The organism is Microbispora sp. ZYX-F-249 (assembly GCF_039649665.1).
GTDB lineage: Bacteria > Actinomycetota > Actinomycetes > Streptosporangiales > Streptosporangiaceae > Microbispora > Microbispora maris.
The window spans coordinates 1-15,476 of sequence record NZ_JBDJAW010000060.1; the positions used below are offsets into that span (position 1 = coordinate 1).

General features: G+C 69.1%; 16 protein-coding genes. 10 read left to right on the forward strand and 6 right to left on the reverse strand.

From position 1 onward, the window contains the following. The 4 genes from AAH991_RS37110 to AAH991_RS37125 form a co-directional block, all read left to right on the forward strand. Window positions 1-417: DEAD/DEAH box helicase family protein (locus AAH991_RS37110; protein ID WP_507185159.1), on the forward strand; the 417-nt coding region annotated here is incomplete at its 5' end. Further along, window positions 414-824, forward strand: coding sequence for a DUF4913 domain-containing protein (locus AAH991_RS37115; RefSeq protein ID WP_346230633.1), 411 nt, complete (start codon window positions 414-416; stop codon window positions 822-824). The genes AAH991_RS37110 and AAH991_RS37115, both read left to right, overlap by 4 nt. Before the next feature lie 98 nt (window positions 825-922). Further along, complete coding sequence (locus tag AAH991_RS37120) at window positions 923-1,324, forward strand: hypothetical protein (RefSeq protein ID WP_346230634.1); 402 nt, start codon at window positions 923-925, stop codon at window positions 1,322-1,324. Next, window positions 1,324-2,823 carry a hypothetical protein gene (locus tag AAH991_RS37125; protein ID WP_346230635.1) on the forward strand — a complete coding sequence of 500 codons (1,500 nt, stop codon included), beginning with the start codon at window positions 1,324-1,326 and terminating at the stop codon, window positions 2,821-2,823. Before AAH991_RS37120 ends, AAH991_RS37125 begins: the two co-directional genes overlap by 1 nt. A gap of 287 nt (window positions 2,824-3,110) precedes the next feature. On the opposite strand, the gene AAH991_RS37130 is transcribed toward AAH991_RS37125, so the two are convergent. The 4 genes from AAH991_RS37130 to AAH991_RS37145 all read right to left on the reverse strand — a co-directional run bounded on the left by AAH991_RS37130 (window position 3,111) and on the right by AAH991_RS37145 (window position 7,130). Next, on the reverse strand, window positions 3,111-3,455 hold the full coding sequence (locus AAH991_RS37130) for a hypothetical protein (protein ID WP_346230636.1): 345 nt from the start codon (window positions 3,453-3,455) through the stop codon (window positions 3,111-3,113). A gap of 77 nt (window positions 3,456-3,532) precedes the next feature. Continuing rightward, on the reverse strand, window positions 3,533-3,949 hold the full coding sequence (locus tag AAH991_RS37135; RefSeq protein WP_346230637.1) for a hypothetical protein: 417 nt from the start codon (window positions 3,947-3,949) through the stop codon (window positions 3,533-3,535). Window positions 3,950-4,330: 381 nt separating this feature from the next. Continuing rightward, the gene (locus AAH991_RS37140) at window positions 4,331-5,071 is read right to left on the reverse strand and encodes a hypothetical protein (protein WP_346230638.1); all 741 of its coding nucleotides are present in this window, start codon (window positions 5,069-5,071) and stop codon (window positions 4,331-4,333) included. A gap of 175 nt (window positions 5,072-5,246) precedes the next feature. After that, window positions 5,247-7,130 (reverse strand): hypothetical protein, encoded by a 1,884-nt coding sequence (locus AAH991_RS37145; RefSeq protein ID WP_346230639.1) that lies wholly within the window; start codon window positions 7,128-7,130, stop codon window positions 5,247-5,249. Between the two features lie 409 nt (window positions 7,131-7,539). Here AAH991_RS37145 and AAH991_RS37150 point away from each other — a divergent pair, with 409 nt between their 5' ends. Together AAH991_RS37150 and AAH991_RS37155 are read left to right on the forward strand one after the other, a co-directional pair. Then, entirely contained in the window at window positions 7,540-8,064 is a 525-nt protein-coding gene (locus AAH991_RS37150; RefSeq protein ID WP_346230640.1) for a hypothetical protein, read from the forward strand. Further along, entirely contained in the window at window positions 8,018-8,230 is a 213-nt protein-coding gene (locus tag AAH991_RS37155) for a hypothetical protein (protein ID WP_346230641.1), read from the forward strand. The genes AAH991_RS37150 and AAH991_RS37155 overlap by 47 nt, the downstream gene beginning before the upstream one ends. Window positions 8,231-8,429: 199 nt before the next feature. Here AAH991_RS37155 and AAH991_RS37160 read toward each other — a convergent pair whose 3' ends face one another. Next, complete coding sequence (locus AAH991_RS37160; protein WP_346230642.1) at window positions 8,430-8,708, reverse strand: hypothetical protein; 279 nt, start codon at window positions 8,706-8,708, stop codon at window positions 8,430-8,432. 392 nt (window positions 8,709-9,100) lie between these two features. On the opposite strand from AAH991_RS37160, the gene AAH991_RS37165 reads away from it, so the two are divergent. From AAH991_RS37165 to AAH991_RS40600, 4 genes are all read left to right on the forward strand, one after another. Next, window positions 9,101-9,481, forward strand: a complete 381-nt coding sequence (locus AAH991_RS37165) for a hypothetical protein (RefSeq protein ID WP_346230643.1) — start codon at window positions 9,101-9,103, stop codon at window positions 9,479-9,481. Window positions 9,482-10,336: 855 nt separating this feature from the next. Then, window positions 10,337-13,177 (forward strand): tetratricopeptide repeat protein, encoded by a 2,841-nt coding sequence (locus AAH991_RS37170; RefSeq protein ID WP_346230644.1) that lies wholly within the window; start codon window positions 10,337-10,339, stop codon window positions 13,175-13,177. Window positions 13,178-14,565: 1,388 nt separating this feature from the next. Continuing rightward, entirely contained in the window at window positions 14,566-14,739 is a 174-nt protein-coding gene (locus AAH991_RS37175) for a hypothetical protein (RefSeq protein WP_346230645.1), read from the forward strand. After that, the gene (locus AAH991_RS40600; RefSeq protein ID WP_428834084.1) at window positions 14,736-14,780 is read left to right on the forward strand and encodes a hypothetical protein; all 45 of its coding nucleotides are present in this window, start codon (window positions 14,736-14,738) and stop codon (window positions 14,778-14,780) included. Before AAH991_RS37175 ends, AAH991_RS40600 begins: the two co-directional genes overlap by 4 nt. 148 nt (window positions 14,781-14,928) lie before the next feature. Here AAH991_RS40600 and AAH991_RS37180 read toward each other — a convergent pair whose 3' ends face one another. Further along, complete coding sequence (locus AAH991_RS37180; protein ID WP_346230646.1) at window positions 14,929-15,429, reverse strand: hypothetical protein; 501 nt, start codon at window positions 15,427-15,429, stop codon at window positions 14,929-14,931. Window positions 15,430-15,476 lie beyond the last annotated feature (47 nt).

Consider the following 15,476-nt stretch of genomic DNA (forward strand, 5'->3'; position numbering starts at 1 on the left):
GCCGGGGTCGATTCCCCGCGTCTGGCCCGGGACCTGGCCACGCTGGTCGGGCAGCATGACGTTCCGGTCAGGAGCCTGTCCTACGGCGAGCGCCACGCCGGGGAGCAGATCAGCCTGCGCCGCCAGGACATCCTCGAGCCCGCCGCGATCCGCGCGCTCGAACCGGGCACCGCGCTGCTGCTGGCCACCGGCGTCCGGCCGGCGCTGCTGAAGCTGCGCCCCTGGTACGCCGGCCCCCACGCCCAGGACATCGCCGCGGCCCGCGACCGGGCCGTCGCCCGCATCACCGTGGGAGCGGCACGGCACACCGAGACGGGTGCCGCTGCGGCACGCGGCCGCGGTGCGAATCGGCGACATCCGTACCCGGAGTTGAGTGGAGCGGGGGAGGCCTACGACGGCGGGGAGGACAGGCGGTGAGCACCGAGCCGGAGCCCGAGGAGTCGCCCGGTGAGGAGCCGCAGCCGGTGTTCGCCACGCTGGAGGACTGGGTGAGCGAACGGTTCCTGCCGATGTACCGGCGCACGCTGGGCGGGGAGTTCCGCTGGTGCGCCGAGTGGTGGCGCCACGCGGAGGCGATCTCGCGCCTGACGACGCTGTGGCACCTGTGGGAGACGCTGCGGCTCAAGCCCGGCACCGGGATGGCCGAGTGGTACGGCCATCTCGACCATCACCTGCCGATCCTGCTCGGCGCGCGCGGCCCGTTCTACCAGTGCACCGAGACCGAGCATCTGGAACCGCACCAGGCCCGGGCCGTACCGGCGCCGTCGTGGTGGTGGACGGGCCTGGCAGCCCCGAGCGTGTCCGGCGCGCCCCTCGACGCCTGATGTGCACATCTGCGCCTCATCCACAGAACCCCGTTCGGCCCCGCCTGCAGCAGCGGCAGGCGCGAGCATCGATCCCCCGCCGGAAGAAAGGACGTGTTTTGATCTCCGTCACCGACGCTTACGGCGCCCTGCGCGAGCGGCGCGACGCCGACCACGGCGCCTCCGTCGCCTCCGTCGCCTCGGTCACTGCGGCGGTCGACGCGTTCACCGCACTCGCCCTCGGCATGAACGCCGGGGAACACCAGGGCCCGCCGGAGCTGTATGCCACCTTCGCCCTCGCCCAGCAGGAGGCACTCGAGGGCATGGCCGCGCTCGACACCCAGCTCGGCGAGGTCGACGCCTCCGGCGCCGTACCCGACCTGGACGAAGCCGCCAGGCTCGGCGGCCTGCTGTGCGAGGTGCTCGTGGCCCACGCGGAACACGGCGTCGACCCCATCCGGCGGCTTGCCGTGCTCAACGCCGCCGCCCACGCCGGGCGGATCCGGGACCTGCTCGCGTGATGGACACCACCTTCGGAGATCTCCTGGACGGCGCCTGGACGCACCTGGGGGGCGCCACCATGCACGCCCACCCGCAACTGCCCGGCGACATCACCGCGGCGGCCAAAGACGCCTGCCGTTCGCTGACCGCCAGACTCGCGCGCTGCGTCGAGGACTTCACCCGCGCGGACGGCATCGCGCAGCCCATCCACGAGGCGTCCCGGCTGCTGACCCGCCTCGGGCCCACCTCGGCGGCGGCAGCCGCCCATCCGCTCGCGCTGCACCTGCGCGCGGCGTCGGCCAGCTGGGGCGCCGCCGGCGACATGCTGGCCACGCACTTCACCCGGCGCGGGGATGCCCCCCGGTCCGATTGGGCCGCCGTCATCAGCGACGAGCAGGTCCGCGACGGCCTGCTGAGCGAGGTCGCCGACCATGCGCTCGCCCTGGTGGCCTTAATGGACCGCTCGGGCCTGACCCGCGACCTGGACACGCAGACCGCCTGCTCGCTGCTGCGCTCGTCCGCGCTCCGTTGCGCCTTCCGGACGGGAGATGGCGCCTCATTGCGTGCGGTGCCGCTCAACGAGCTCCCGTGGCCGCCGCAACCGGTCCCACAACAGGCCCAAACTCCGCAGGAGCTTTCTACCGGCATCGTCGCCGGCAGCGACGCCCTCCGCGCGCTCTGCCATCGGCCCCAGGAGTTCAGCCCACGACAGTGGCAGCGCACCGCCCTGGCCGCGTCGATCATCACCGACATCGCGGGCAAGGTGCTCACCCAGCTCACCCGCCGCTGCTACGAACTCAACCCCGACCGTCACCAAGGGCTCGGCAAGGCGTTGCAGCAGGCGACCGACGCCGTCCAGCGGGCCAACACCGAGTGGAAGGGCGTGCGCCAGGCCTGGCATGGACAGGTTGCGGCGGGCCCGATGTCCGGATCGGTCCGCGAGGAACACCTGGATCAGTTGACCGTGCGCCTCGGCCGGCTGCTGTACGACAACCCGACGTGGACCCCGGCCAGGCGAGACACCGCACCGCTCAAAGCGCCCGCGCTGATCGCCCCCGGCACCGCCGACATGGTCCCGACCGCCCGGGCGGTCCTGCACGCCTTCGAAGGGCTGACCATCGTGGCCGAACGGGACCGACTGGACGTACGGCGAGCACTTCGCGCCGACACCGGCCAGCCCGGCAGGGACCAGCTGCTGACCGCCTATGAGCGGCTCGGCAGCCCGAAGGTCAGGGGATCGCGAGCGCTCAGCGAGGCGATCCTGCTGGCCGCCCCGGCCGAGCTGCGCGATGAGCTGTGGCAGGACATCCGCATCCTGGAGCTGCGCCGCAGCGGAACGCTCGATGGCAGCACCTCCGCCCGGGAGGCGACACTACGCCGACTCAAGGCGTTGACCACCGGCGCCGACGGGTACGGCTCCCGCCTCGACCTGTCCGCTGTATCGAGGCTGGAGGCGGCGGCGGTTCCCTCACCCACCCCTATGCCGCCCCCGCGGCGCTACGGAGGTCTATCCCGGTAGGCCACCGACACTGGAGCCGGTGAAGCGCGCCGTCCACGGCGGCCTGCGGCGCAGGCCGTACCAGATAGCCACTTCCTGACCGGCCGTGCCAAACGACGCCAGCGCTACTCGTCGACCTCGCTACCTCAGCGCTGAGTCACAGCGACCACGACCAGGAGTCGCCAATGTCGGCCGGGGGTGAGGCTGAGCATGTGAAGTTCATGATTCGCGGAATGAGGACGGAAGCCGCCCGGGACGGGCAGCAGCCTGGCGGCCTGGGCTGTCCCGCACACGCAGGCTAGAGCCGCTCACTGTGACCGACGACGGCGGAGCAGGAGTCCGGCGCAGGCGGCGAAAGTGATCACAAGGCCGGTGAGCACGTACATCCGCCCGTCCGGCCCGGCCTCGCCCCCACCTCCGGTCGCAGCCCCACCCGCCGGGGTCGCGTCCACATCCCCGGCCGCCGGGATCTCCTCCTCAAGGTCAGCATCGTCCGATGGGGAAGCCGTCACCGTGGTCGTGAGGGTCCGGGTCGGCTTCGGGCTCGTGGTGGCCGCGTCCGGAGTGGGAGAGGTGCTCGCCTGACTGCCCTGGGCGACGGTCAGGGTGTAGGTGGCAAGGGCGGCCGCGTTCCGCACCTCGCACTCAATCACCGGCGAAGTGGGCGAGGATCCAATGTTGATGGCGGCCGGTCGCACCGACGCTTCGCCCGCCCTGGACGAGGTCGTCTTCATGCTGACTGCGGTCTGCGGCAGCGGGATGGTTGTCCGGCGGTGATGCTAAGGGGCTCGCTCACGCCGGTGGCGGATGTCACGCCCTCGATCCCGGTCAGGGCCGTGTATGCGTACAACTTGACGCCGGCGGGCAGTCCGGCGGCCGGCGCCCGCAGTTCGCTGCCGGTGACATACGTTCCGCGCCAGCCGATGGACATTTGCTGCCCTGCGGTGGCGTTGTCGGGCATGGTCAGCTCGACGTTGATTTGGACGTTCTGCGTCTCGGCCGTCTCATCGGTGCGGCACTCGTACTCCACGACCTCGGAGACCGCGCGCAGGCCACGGTCGCTGCTGGGCAGTGCGGCGTGAGCCGGCTGCCACATCAGCGTCAGGCAGCTCGCGACGACGACTGAGACCACGGCAGGGATACGCAACGCCGACTCCTGGTGTGACGTAGGGGCCTACAGGAGACGTGGCATGGGAAAGATTGGTTGTCAGCCGTTCACCTCCGGATAGATCTCCTCCAGTTCATCCCGCCGCTGAGCTGACATCGCGACCGCGGCCGGCGCTGACCCTCCCGAGCTCGGCGCGATTCTCCCCGGCCGGGGGACAGTCTTCCGGGCCGAGGACGCGCTGGTCACCGCGGCCGTGGCCCGCGCAGCGGTCACGCCTCGATCAAGCCGGTCACAGGGCGAGCAACGCCCCGGCATGAGTCTCGGCGGTGCGGACATCGCGTGGGCGGAGCCTGTCCCATAAGGCAGGCCGGCACCCCCGTATGAAAGTACGGCGCGAACGCGGTCGTCCGTCTGCTGATATCAATCGAGGAAAGGAATAAGGGAGATGGTCGGTCGGCGGATGGTTGTCCTGGCAGCGCTGGTCGCGGCTTCGCTCCTCGCGGGGGCGTCGGGAGCCTCGGCAGGCGTGGAGTCGTGGAAAGCGCGGCTCATCAACGGCAACGGCTCAGTCGAGATCAGCGCGGACCGCAAGGACATCATGGTCTGCGACCTGGAGGCCGACAAGGATTTCGTGGGTGCCGAGTACGAGACGACGTACGGCAGAACCATCAACATCCAGGCGGGCCCGGGCCGGCGGTGCGTCAGCGACTCGGTCTTCTTCGGCCGCATCCGTTCGGTGATGCTGTGCCACGGCCCCGACGTCAATCCCAAGGGAGGCTCTTTCAGGTGGTGCGATGAACGCACCACCTTCTGACGCCGCTGCACTGCGACAGCCGTACCGCCCACGGTCGCGCTGACGTTCTGTATGGGGGAGGGCGCCGAGCGGGGATGGTCCTTGTCCTTGCCGGCGAGGAGCACCAGTGCGAGGGCGGTCATCGCGGCGACGGAGGCGAGCGCGAACCAATTTCCCGGGAGCAGAACCTGTCCCTCCTCCCGGGCTGCGACCACGGTAGGCATGACCCGCCACACTGCCCCGAGAATCATGCCGCCGGCCTGGCGCCGGTTGTCCAGGAGCCCGGCCAGTATCGTCATGAGCACGGTGCCGACGGCTATCCCCACAACCGTCCAGTCGGAGTGGGCCCGGCTCGGGTCGTCGAACATGAAGCAGCAGGGGGCATGGTCCCGGCCCCCTAAGGTGGGCCAGGGATTACCGGCAGCCCGGTTCCGGTGACGGGTGACGATGGCTTCGTTGGGACCGTGGAGCCCTCACCGACCTGGGACAGCCCACTCTCGGCCTTTACACAGACCATCGCATCGGCCAATCTGCTCGGCCAGCTTAGTTGGTCCGGGTGTTCGGAAGATGATCTCCGAGGTAGCCGACGTAGATCTTGCCGGTCACGCCGCCCGAGTCGTCGTGGAAGTACATCCGCGGTGCCGGGTAGCCCACGGCGCGCAGCTTGACGTGGGCCTCCATGACGATCTTCCCGCTGGGATGGACCTCGGCCGGGACGGGGAAGGTGCGCGGCTGGGTGAACTTGGCGCTGTGGGTGACCGACGCCGACTCGCGCATGGCGAGCATCCCGGGCGGGATCACGCGCCGGCCGCCGGAGCCGTCCGCGCACCAGTCGTAGAAGCCGCCGGCGAACTCGCCGGAGGAGCGTGCGCGAGCGAAGTCGTCCAGAGCGAGCAGCGCGTCCCACGCCTTGGCCGCCCACGTACGGCTGAGCACCGGGTCGGCGTGGTCGAGCCGGACCGCGGCGGCGTCGGTCTGGCCGATGACGAGGTGGGCCAGCCGGGATCGGGCCTCGACCAGGGTCTCGGCGAGGCTCGCGGGCGTGAAGGGCTCGCCGGGCGTCGCGATGCCGTAGACGGGATGACCCGACTCGGCGAGGGTACGCTCCAGCCACCGGACCCGTTCCTCCAGCACGCGGGCGGCGGTGACAGCCTCGGCGTACTCCTCCCGCAGCAACTCGTGCGCGACGCGCAGGTCGTCCTCGCTCCCGGCGGGTGCGGCGGGGACGATCAGTTCGCGCAGCCCGGCCAGGTGCAGGCCCAGGGTGCGGACCTCACGCAGCACGTCACGGCTGGTGTCGGCACCCGCGGCCAGGCCGAGCGCGGTGTCGAGCTCCTGGCGCATGGCCTTGACGACCATCTCGGCCACCCGGTGCGCGACATCGGGGTCCGGCGCCTCCCCGGCCACGGCGACCGGTTCGGGCTCGGCAGCGGGAACCGGTTCGGGCTCGGCCCCGACGGACGGCGCCGAAGGGGGCGTGGGGGGTACCGAGGATGCCGGGCGGACGGTCAGCGCCATCATCTTCCGCCGCAGCTCCTCCCGCGTGGGATCGACGGGCGCGGGAGGCGGCGTCATCGCCTCGTCCAGTGCCGCGACCTCCGCACGGCCCGCCAGCACCCGCAGCACGACGGGCAGGGACCGGCGGACCTCGGGAGGCGGATCGGCGGCGGACGCACGGGCGATCACGCCGTCGGCGATTGTCTCGAGCGCGCCCTCCTCCCGTAACTTTGCGGGTCGCATCGGCGGATGCCGGTAGGGGCTGCGCTCGGTGGCCGGGTCGAAGGGGGCGGCGTAGGTGCGGATCGCCCCGCCGTACACGCCCAGTTCGTCCCCTATCAATCGGTTGAAGAGGTTCTCGGTACGCCTGTCCGCGAGCCTGACGACCACTCCCGCCCCGGCCGTCGCCTCCGCCAGCCATTCCGCCCGGGCGATGTTCTCATCGCCGTGACCGGGCGACACCACCACCACGGGAACCCGGCGCCGGGGCTCGGTCAGCACACGCAGGAAGCGGGGCACCTCGTCCTCCCCCAGCACCTCCGCGCGGTCCACCAGATGGATCCCGCCGTCGGTGATGCGCGCGGTGCGCAGGTAGGCGGGGACGAAGCCGGGGGCCCGGGCGTTCCGGCGCGCGTCTCCCTCCTGTTCGACCGTGACCTGGACCCAGCCGGGAGCGCCGTCGAGGAAGACCGTCCGGGTGCGCAGCCGTCCGCCGTCCAGCGGTTCGTCGAGGATGTAACGTCCGCACCGGTCGCGCCGCTCCATCACCAGGCGCGAGCCCGCGTGTTCGTGCTCGACCCGCGGTCTACCGGCGTCCAATGGCGGGAAGCCCTTCGTGCCCACCCATGCGGAGAAGACCCGGTGCAACCGCACCCAGATCGGCCGGCCGGGATCCCGCAGAACCGCCTGGTAGAGCTGCGTCGGTGCCACGAGTTGATCCTTCCGCTTGGAGGCCTCGGGGAGGGGAAGGGCTCCGTTCGGGGCGATGGGGGTCGCTTCCGGACATGGCAGCCTAACAAAGACAAGAGAACGAGTCGCGCCGGTCGAGGGGGCCTGGCAGAGGCTGCAGGCCAGCACCGACGACATCCGGCTGGGCGACGCCGTCGCCTACGCGGGACCGCTACTGCTGTCCGTCCGGGACGATCCGGACAGCGGGCGCAACACGGCACTGTCTGTCCCATGTGAGACCCGGCGGCCTGGTAGTCATCATGATGCCGGGCACCGCGGCCGCCAGAGCCCCGGCAGGCGGATCCGGGGCAACCCGCTGCGCGGGGGCGCTGCGGGCGGTCATCACGCTTTCTCCGGGAACCGCTCCCGCCTCCGGCGGCGCGCCCGGATCATGACCACCGGCCATCGGGTGGTGTCGCCGGAGCAGCCCGGCTCGGCGGGGTACGTGGCCGTGCGGGAGCGGAGCGAGGCGCTGCTGCGCGGCCTCAGCGCCGGGCTGCCCAAGCTGGTGGCCGGCGGACGCGGGGAACTGACGATGACGACGCTCGGCGAACTCGCCCGCGCGGGCGTGGTGGCGATCATGCAGGGCCCGCTCAAGATGCCCGACGAGGGCGACCTGCCGATGCTCACCGCCCAGGACCTGCTGTTCGGCCGGGGGCCCAGCGGCCGTACGGGCGACGTGGCGGGTCAGGTGCGCGTCGAGGCCGGGGACGTGGTCGCGCCGCTCATCGCGGGAAGCGGCCCGGTCCGGCGCGGTGCTGGGCGCCCGGCTCCTGCTCATCCGGGCCGATCCCGAGCGGCTCGACCCGCGCTTCCTCGCCGGATGCCTGCGCGCGGCCGGCGGCACCTCGACCAGGCTCGGCTCCTCGATGCGGTTCGATCCCCGCCGGGCGCAGCTACCCCGGCTCGCCGTTGAGGAGCAGCGCAGGTACGGCGAGGCGTTCCGCGGGCTGCTCGAGTTCGAGGACGCGATGAGGGCCGCGCGGGAGATGAGCGAGAGCCTGGTCGCAGCCGGCTTCGACGGCCTGTTCGACGGCACCCTGCGACTCGATCACCTGACAGTCCCGCGGAGGCGCGGGTGACCCTCCGCCGTGTGAGAGGCCTTGACCGGCGCTCAGTGGCAAATTGGCGCCGTGCTTTGCTTGGCACGGGCGTTGCCAAGGCGTAAGAGGCCCTGGTAACCGCACTCGTAGAGATGTAGCTACCAGGGTCACCCCACATGGCGGCCGGAAAGTGACCGCCGAGCACCCGCCCGCATCCTCCCGACGGGGACGAAGATACTCAGAGCAGCATCACCTTGTGGACGTCGCCGCTCTTCTTCTCGACGACCTGAAGCTCGTTACCCTGAGCTACCTGGTCTTCGACGAACTGCCAGATTTTGATGGCCCGCCGTACGGCGTCCGTGATGGACAGCCCCTTTTTCTCCGCCAAGGTCTTGAGTATCTCCATCGGCTCGATTCCGAGGTTGATGGACAGTCGTACGAAGCGACTGGAAACACTCTTGCCGCTCGCCTCGTCGTCCTGCTTGCGGGAGGCGTTGACCTCCTCTGCTTTGTTCATCCGATCACTTCCAGTCCTCAGGGATGTTGTTCCATCAGTGGGCTCGCCGACCACGCGCTGACCGAGTCCAGTAGATCCCATGATCATCTTGCTCGTCAACATCATATCCACATGATTGCATCATGGATTACGGCGGCCCGCTGGCAGAAGTCTACCATCACCAATGGACTTGGGTGGGCCTCTGTGTCCTCCAATGTCCGTTCACGGGCCGCCCAGACGTCCCCTATGGACACCAGGGAAGCAACTGTCGTGTGCGTACGATCCACATCATTACTGTATGATCTCCGTACCGATAACGAGCTTTGGTACGTCCGAGGAGGCGGGCGCGCTCAATCGCGGGAGGGGCCGACCAGGTCCCCGGCCATATACCACGTCCCCCGCAAGGAGGTCTTATGACGGAGCAGGACCCCAACCCACAAGACGAGGAAGGGCATCAGGCCGCTTCCGATCCCTCAGGGGAGGAAATGAGCAAGCCCGAGAGGGATCCTCAACCGGAGCAAATCGAGCCGGACGATCTGCCCATGGACAAGAGCGAGCCGATCTGGCTGGAAAAGGATCGAAAAACCGTGGCGATGATGCAAAAATGGATCGTCATAACCGCGCTCGCCCTTTTCGCTCTCTCGGCGATCGGTCCGGTGATCTGCGCAATCATCCTGGATTCCGCAACCTATGAAGCGGTGCAGCCAGAAATCGAGAGCGCCTGCGCCAGGATCAACACGCTCATGCTAGCCGTGCTAGCCTATCTCTTTGGTTTCCGGCAGGGAAGCCGATAAAAAGACCGATATAGGATCTCACAAACGTCCGATATTCGTCGAATGGATGTGTACGCCATGAAGACCTAGGCATCGCATGTCAGTGCCGGCAAGGTTTCTTGCCGGCACTTTTATTTTTTCAGCAGTGCGACCGTGCCGTTGCCGATCAGGGGGCAGTGATCCCGTGTCCGGCGAGGACAAGCGTGAGCACCATAGTGATCATTTCGTCGTCTTCAGCAGGACGGTGAAGGCGGGCCAGACCAGCCTGCGCAGCCGGAGATGCACGTCGCCGTTGGTGTCCAGTACGTTGTCGAGGATGTAGGCGTCACGTGGGATGCCGTGGGCCTCGATGAGCTCCTCACGGAGGTTGCGTACGTCCGCACCTGCATGTGAGCCAGGTTGTTAACGAACCTGCGGTCGCTTAGCACGGTCTTGACGTCGTTATACCGGGTCACGAGCCAGACCGAGGAGGCAGCCGCGCAATATCGGAGCACGCTCCCGCAGACGAAAGTAGCTCCGAACGGATCGCGCACCAAATCCACCTCGAGAATGTTGACGGGTATTGCCGTGCCAGGAGTGCTCAACCGGCTCTAACACAAGACAGAATGAGGTTTCTGTCTGGTTAGCGATTTCAGCATCCTCCCCTGCCGGATTGCGCTCGTAGAGGATCAAGGGCGACCCGCGCGCCGCCACGCGGCCAAGGGGCCGTTCTCGCGGGTGGTCCACCTCTCCGGCCGCGGCCTGACCGTCCTCCCCCGACTGCGCACCGTATTGCGGTTTGATAGCAGGCTCCCCCGGCCATGTGTTCTTCACCACGATGAGCGGTGATGATGGTTGGCGGCCCGCATGCGGAAGGCGGAAAGGACCAGCGCCGGGATGGCCGAGCAGGAGTTATCACGCGGCAGATGGCGCACGGTGTCGGTGTGGGCGCGCCGCCACCTGACGGGGTGGATCATCACCGCGACCGCGGTCAACGCGGCGCTGCTCACGCTCACCACCATGCTCATGCAGCTGCCCGGACAGCGCGACTCGGTGATCAGCATCGCCATCCTGGTGGTGTTGGTGTGCGCGGCCTTGTCCATTGCGCTGCCCATCCTCGGGCACGGGCTGGAGGTACGCCACCGCACCGCCGAAGAGCGTCAGGCGCGCATCCAGCATCTCAACACCCTGCTCGCGGTCGGCAGCGCCGAGCGGCTGCCCCGGCTGGCGGACCTTACCGTCGAGCAGTTCGGTGCCACCCCCACCCGCTACACCCGCACCGGCCAGGACCCTTACGTCCCCCGCAGCCCCGACGATGAGCAACTCCGCGCCACCCTGAGGGCCGATGGTCCGCCCTTCCCGTTCGTGCTGGTGTGGGGTCCCACCAAGGCCGGCAAGACCCGCCTCCTGGCCGAAGCCCTCCACGCTGCGCTGCCGCCCGACACCCATGTCGTGATTCCCGTCAACGGGCCGGCCCTGGCCGATCTGGCTCATCGCGGCCTGCCGTTTGCGCCCGGCGTCCCGGCGCTGGTGTATCTGGACGATTTGACCGTGGCCGATCTGGAGGCGCTGACTACCAGCGTGCTGGAGGCGGTGACCAGCCGGGCGGTGCTGGCGACCACCATGACCGCCAAACGCCGCAGCCAGATCCTGTCCTCCACCGCCGACATCACCCGCACAGCCCACGCCGCCCTAGCCCGCACCCACCACGACGGCCAGGGCCATGAACTCGTCTTCCGCGCCCCCACCGCCAAGGAGCGTGTCGAGGCCGAGCGACTGTATCCAGGTGAGACCTTTCGCGGCAGCATCGCCGAAACGCTGGTCGGCGGCGCCGAGCTCATCGCCAAATACCGCGCGGGGCAAGACACCAACCCCGCCGGCTACGCCCTGGTGCAGGCGGCCATCGACTGCCGCCGCGCCGGGTGGAACCGGCCGGTCACCGACGCCGAGCTGCGGCGGCTGTTCGGGCTGTATCTACCGCAGGTGCGGGCCGGGATGCCCGCCACCACCGCCGCCTATCAGGCGGGCCTGCACGAGTGGGCCGCCGTCCCGATCGCGTCCCAAGTTGCCCTGCTCAACCCCGCTCTGCCCACCCCACGGCGAGTAGGGACAGCCGCCGAGGCGGGCTGGGTGGTGCTGGACCATGTGGTGTCCGCCGACGACGGCGCCCTCGACGGCTATGCGGCCCGCCCCATCCCCGATGACCTGTGGATCGAACTGATCGACCTGGGCGGCCCGAGCGACGCCGATGCCATCACCTACGCCGCCCTCAACCGCGGGCAGCTTCACCACGCCGTCGCAGCGGCACGCAAAGCAGCCACCTCGGCCGATCCCGACGAAGCGGCCAGCGCGGCCTTCAATCTTGGCGTGCTGCTGGCTGAGCAGGGGGATGTGGAGGGGGCGCGGGCCGCCTACCAGGATGCCATCGACTCCGGCCACCCCGACCACGCCCCTAAGTCGGCGGTCAACACGGGTGTCCTGCTCAAGCAGCAGGGGGATGTGGACGGGGCGCGGGCCGCCTACCAGCGGGCCATCGACTCCGGCCACCCCGACTACGCCCCCGCAGCGGCGGTAAACCTGGGGAATTTGCTCAAGCAGCAGGGGGATGTGGACGGGGCGCGGGCCGCCTACCAGCGGGCCATCAACTCCGGCAACCCCGACCAAGCCCCCATAGCGGCCTTCAATCTTGGCGTGCTGCTGGCTGAGCAGGGGGATGTGGAGGCGGCGCGGGCCGCCTATCAGCATGCCATCGACTCCGGCCACCCCGACCACGCCCCCGCAGCGGCGGTAAACCTGGGGAATTTGCTCAAGCAACAGGGGGATGTGGACGGGGCGCGGGCCGCCTACCAGCGGGCCATCAACTCCGGCAACCCCGACCAGGCGCCCAAGGCGGCGGTAAACCTGGGGAATTTGCTCAAGCAGCAGGGGGATGTGGAGGGGGCGCGGGCCGCCTACCAGCGGGTCATCGACTCCGGCCACCCGGACCACGCCCCCATGGCGGCGATCAACCTAGGCGTGCTGCTGGAGGAACAAGGCGTGGAGGCGGCGCGGACCGCCTACCAGGATGCCATCGACTCCGGCCACCCGGACCACGCCCCCATGGCGGCGATCAACCTTGGCGTGCTGCTGGCTGAGCAGGGGGATGTGGAGGGGGCGCGGGCCGCCTACCAGGATGCCATCGACTCCGGCCACCCCGACCACGCCCCCATGGCGGCGATCAACCTAGGCGTGCTGCTGGAGGAACAAGGCGTGGAGGCGGCGCGGACCGCCTACCAGGATGCCATCGACTCCGGCCACCCGGACCACGCCCCCGCGGCGGCCTTCAATCTGGGCCTCATGCTGGCTGAGCAGGGGGATGTGGAGGGGGCGCGGGCCGCCTACCAGGATGCCATCGACTCCGGCCACCCCGACCACGCCCCCATGGCGGCGGTAAACCTGGGTGTCCTGCTCAAGCAGCAGGGGGATATGGAGGGGGCGCGGGCCGCCTACCAGCGGGTCATCGACTCCGGCCACCCCGACCAGGCACCCAAGGCGGCGGTAAACCTGGGTGTCCTGCTCAAGCAGCAGGGCGAGGTGGAGGCGGCGCGGACCGCCTACCAGCATGCCATCGACTCCGGCCACGATTTAGCTGCTGCACACGCTCGGCAAGCCATAGAAGACCTGCACGATCCTGGAGAGACTCAATCTGCATCCGGCGGGGACGTACTCGGCACCGAGCACGGTGGATGGCCGGAGTAGAGGGCTGATCATTTCGCCCGCCGTAAGCCGGGACAAGCCGAGCAGACCAGGGCCACCGCTACCCCTGCGGGCGGGTCGACGGCAGACGGGAAGATCAGCCAGACGAGGGGCCTACGGGCCCGCACAGTGAATACCGCAACCCCGTACTGCAATGCCCCACGCGCCAGCCGGCGCTCACGACCCTGGAGCAGCTCATCGCGTACCGGGATTTCCCTGATCATGGCCAAGGTGGTCCTGATAAGAGGCTAGAGCCGTGATCACTTGCCAGATGCATGCCAAATTGAACGCCGATCAGCGGAGACTGGCGGGCAGTCACGAGGACTGGACCATCCCTGGCCTGCACCCCTATACCCAAGCTCCGCCCGACAAGATCAGTAATCCTATTCCCAAGCTGACAGTCCGCGATAAATCTCTCGCCCTCCGGGGATTTAACGCGCCGCCCTTCTGCCCTCCCTGAAAACCGATAAAGCAACCTTATGTCAAATAGAGTGATCGGAGCTCGTCACGTTTCCCCGTCGTCGGTGACTCAACTGCCGCCTCCGACCCGCTATTCAAGTCCCGCGCACCCTGTTACCGCCTTCCTTGACGCGTCGGCCGGCACGGCCAGTGCGGCGGGGGCGACGAGAGCGGACGCGACGAGCGCGCTCGCGGCCAGGAAACGACGGAGCACGTGCTCTCCCTTGGACGTGGGGATGTTGGCTCAGAGGAGACGGACTCGCGTTCCCAGGGGTTCACGACATGTCGGCCCTGTGACCCCAAGAAGGATCGGCGTGCTGCGACGCCTCCGCCTGTCTCAGGCTGCTCCAGGGTGTCACCGGACTGACAGTTCTCACTCAGAGTCGCATCTAACTACTCTCCGTATCGATTGGTAACCCTGACCGCCATCCTCGATCGGGGCCCCATGAGCACCCGGCGTGCACTCCTGGCCGCCACCACGACGCTGACCCTCACCCTGGCCACCACCTTCAGCCCGGCCACGGCCACAACCCCTGCCAGCCCGTACCTCAGCGTCCGCGCCGGACAAACTGCAGCGGCCCGGGCCCCTGCTGTGGGACGCGATCGCCTCCCTGCGTTCTTCGCCTCCGGCCCGTTGCTGGACGAGGCGAGCGTGCACCGCCCCGAGGTCCACGCCACGGGCCTGCCCGGCGACGTCTACCTGTGCCATCCGCACCCCGTGCACGCCGCCCAGCCCCACCGCGGCACCCGGCCGCGTTTCATGTCCCAGATCCCGCTCTTCCTGACCGAGCCGCTGGCCCCCGGCGAGGCCACCCCCCCTCGCGCGGGCCGTACGGCTCGGGCTCGGCGGCTGACCGGCCGCGTAACGTCACGTTGCGGCTTCGTCCCTGCCGCCGTCCGGTGTCCGCCTGCCGATGCACATCGTCGAGCAGGTGAGAAGGATCAACCGGCTGGAACGTGACCTGGCGGTACGGCTCGGGCGTGAGCCCACCGACGCCATCGGACTGCCCCTCGCCTGCCTGGCAGAGCTGCGGGCGGTGAGCTGTGACGTCGTCAGCCTCGACCCGTGCGCAGCCACCAGGAGATCAGCGATCTGCTCGGGGTGAGCCGCAAGCGCGTGCGCCAGATCGAACAACGCACCCTGTAAGCGCTGCGCCGCCCCGAGCAACTGGAGCCCTTGCCGGCCTGGACCCCTTGATCACTGCACTTGCCCATCGTCGTCAACGAGGTACTCGATCCGCTGCCCCGATGCGGCGCGTGAGTCCAGCGTCATGGGACGAGCCCGAACCGTACTCTCAGCAATGAAGGGTCTCCCGTTTCGGCGGCCCGAAGCCCAGGTCGACGCTCTTACCCCATCGGCCCTCCACGACGTTCGACGGGATCGTGTACGTCCTGCCGTCGGTCTTCTTGACCACCACGCGGGCGTAGATCTCGTCGCCGTCCCAGAGATCCTCGTCCAGGTACTCGGCGTAGACGCTCCACTTGATGCGCTTGGTGACCGGGTACGGGGTGGTCGAGGCGCAGCTGACGGGAAAGTAGAGGATCAGGTCGTCGCGGAACTTGTCGTCCGCCCAGATGTTCACGAACGTGATGCTGTCGGCGCCCTCGGCGGGCAGGCACAGCAAAGTCAGGTCCACGAAGTCCGACCACTTGGAATTGGCCCACGTCAGCTCGCAGCGGCCGTCGTTCCTGGCCGTGCTCGCCTGCGCCGGACACGGCGCGACCAGGTTCAGTGCAGCCGCGGCGGCGGCCGCCGCCAGGGCGAGCCTGGCCGTTGTTCTCTGTTTCGTCTTCATGCCGGGTCTCCTCTGATACGTCGCGCGGGCGCCCCATGCCGCTGATC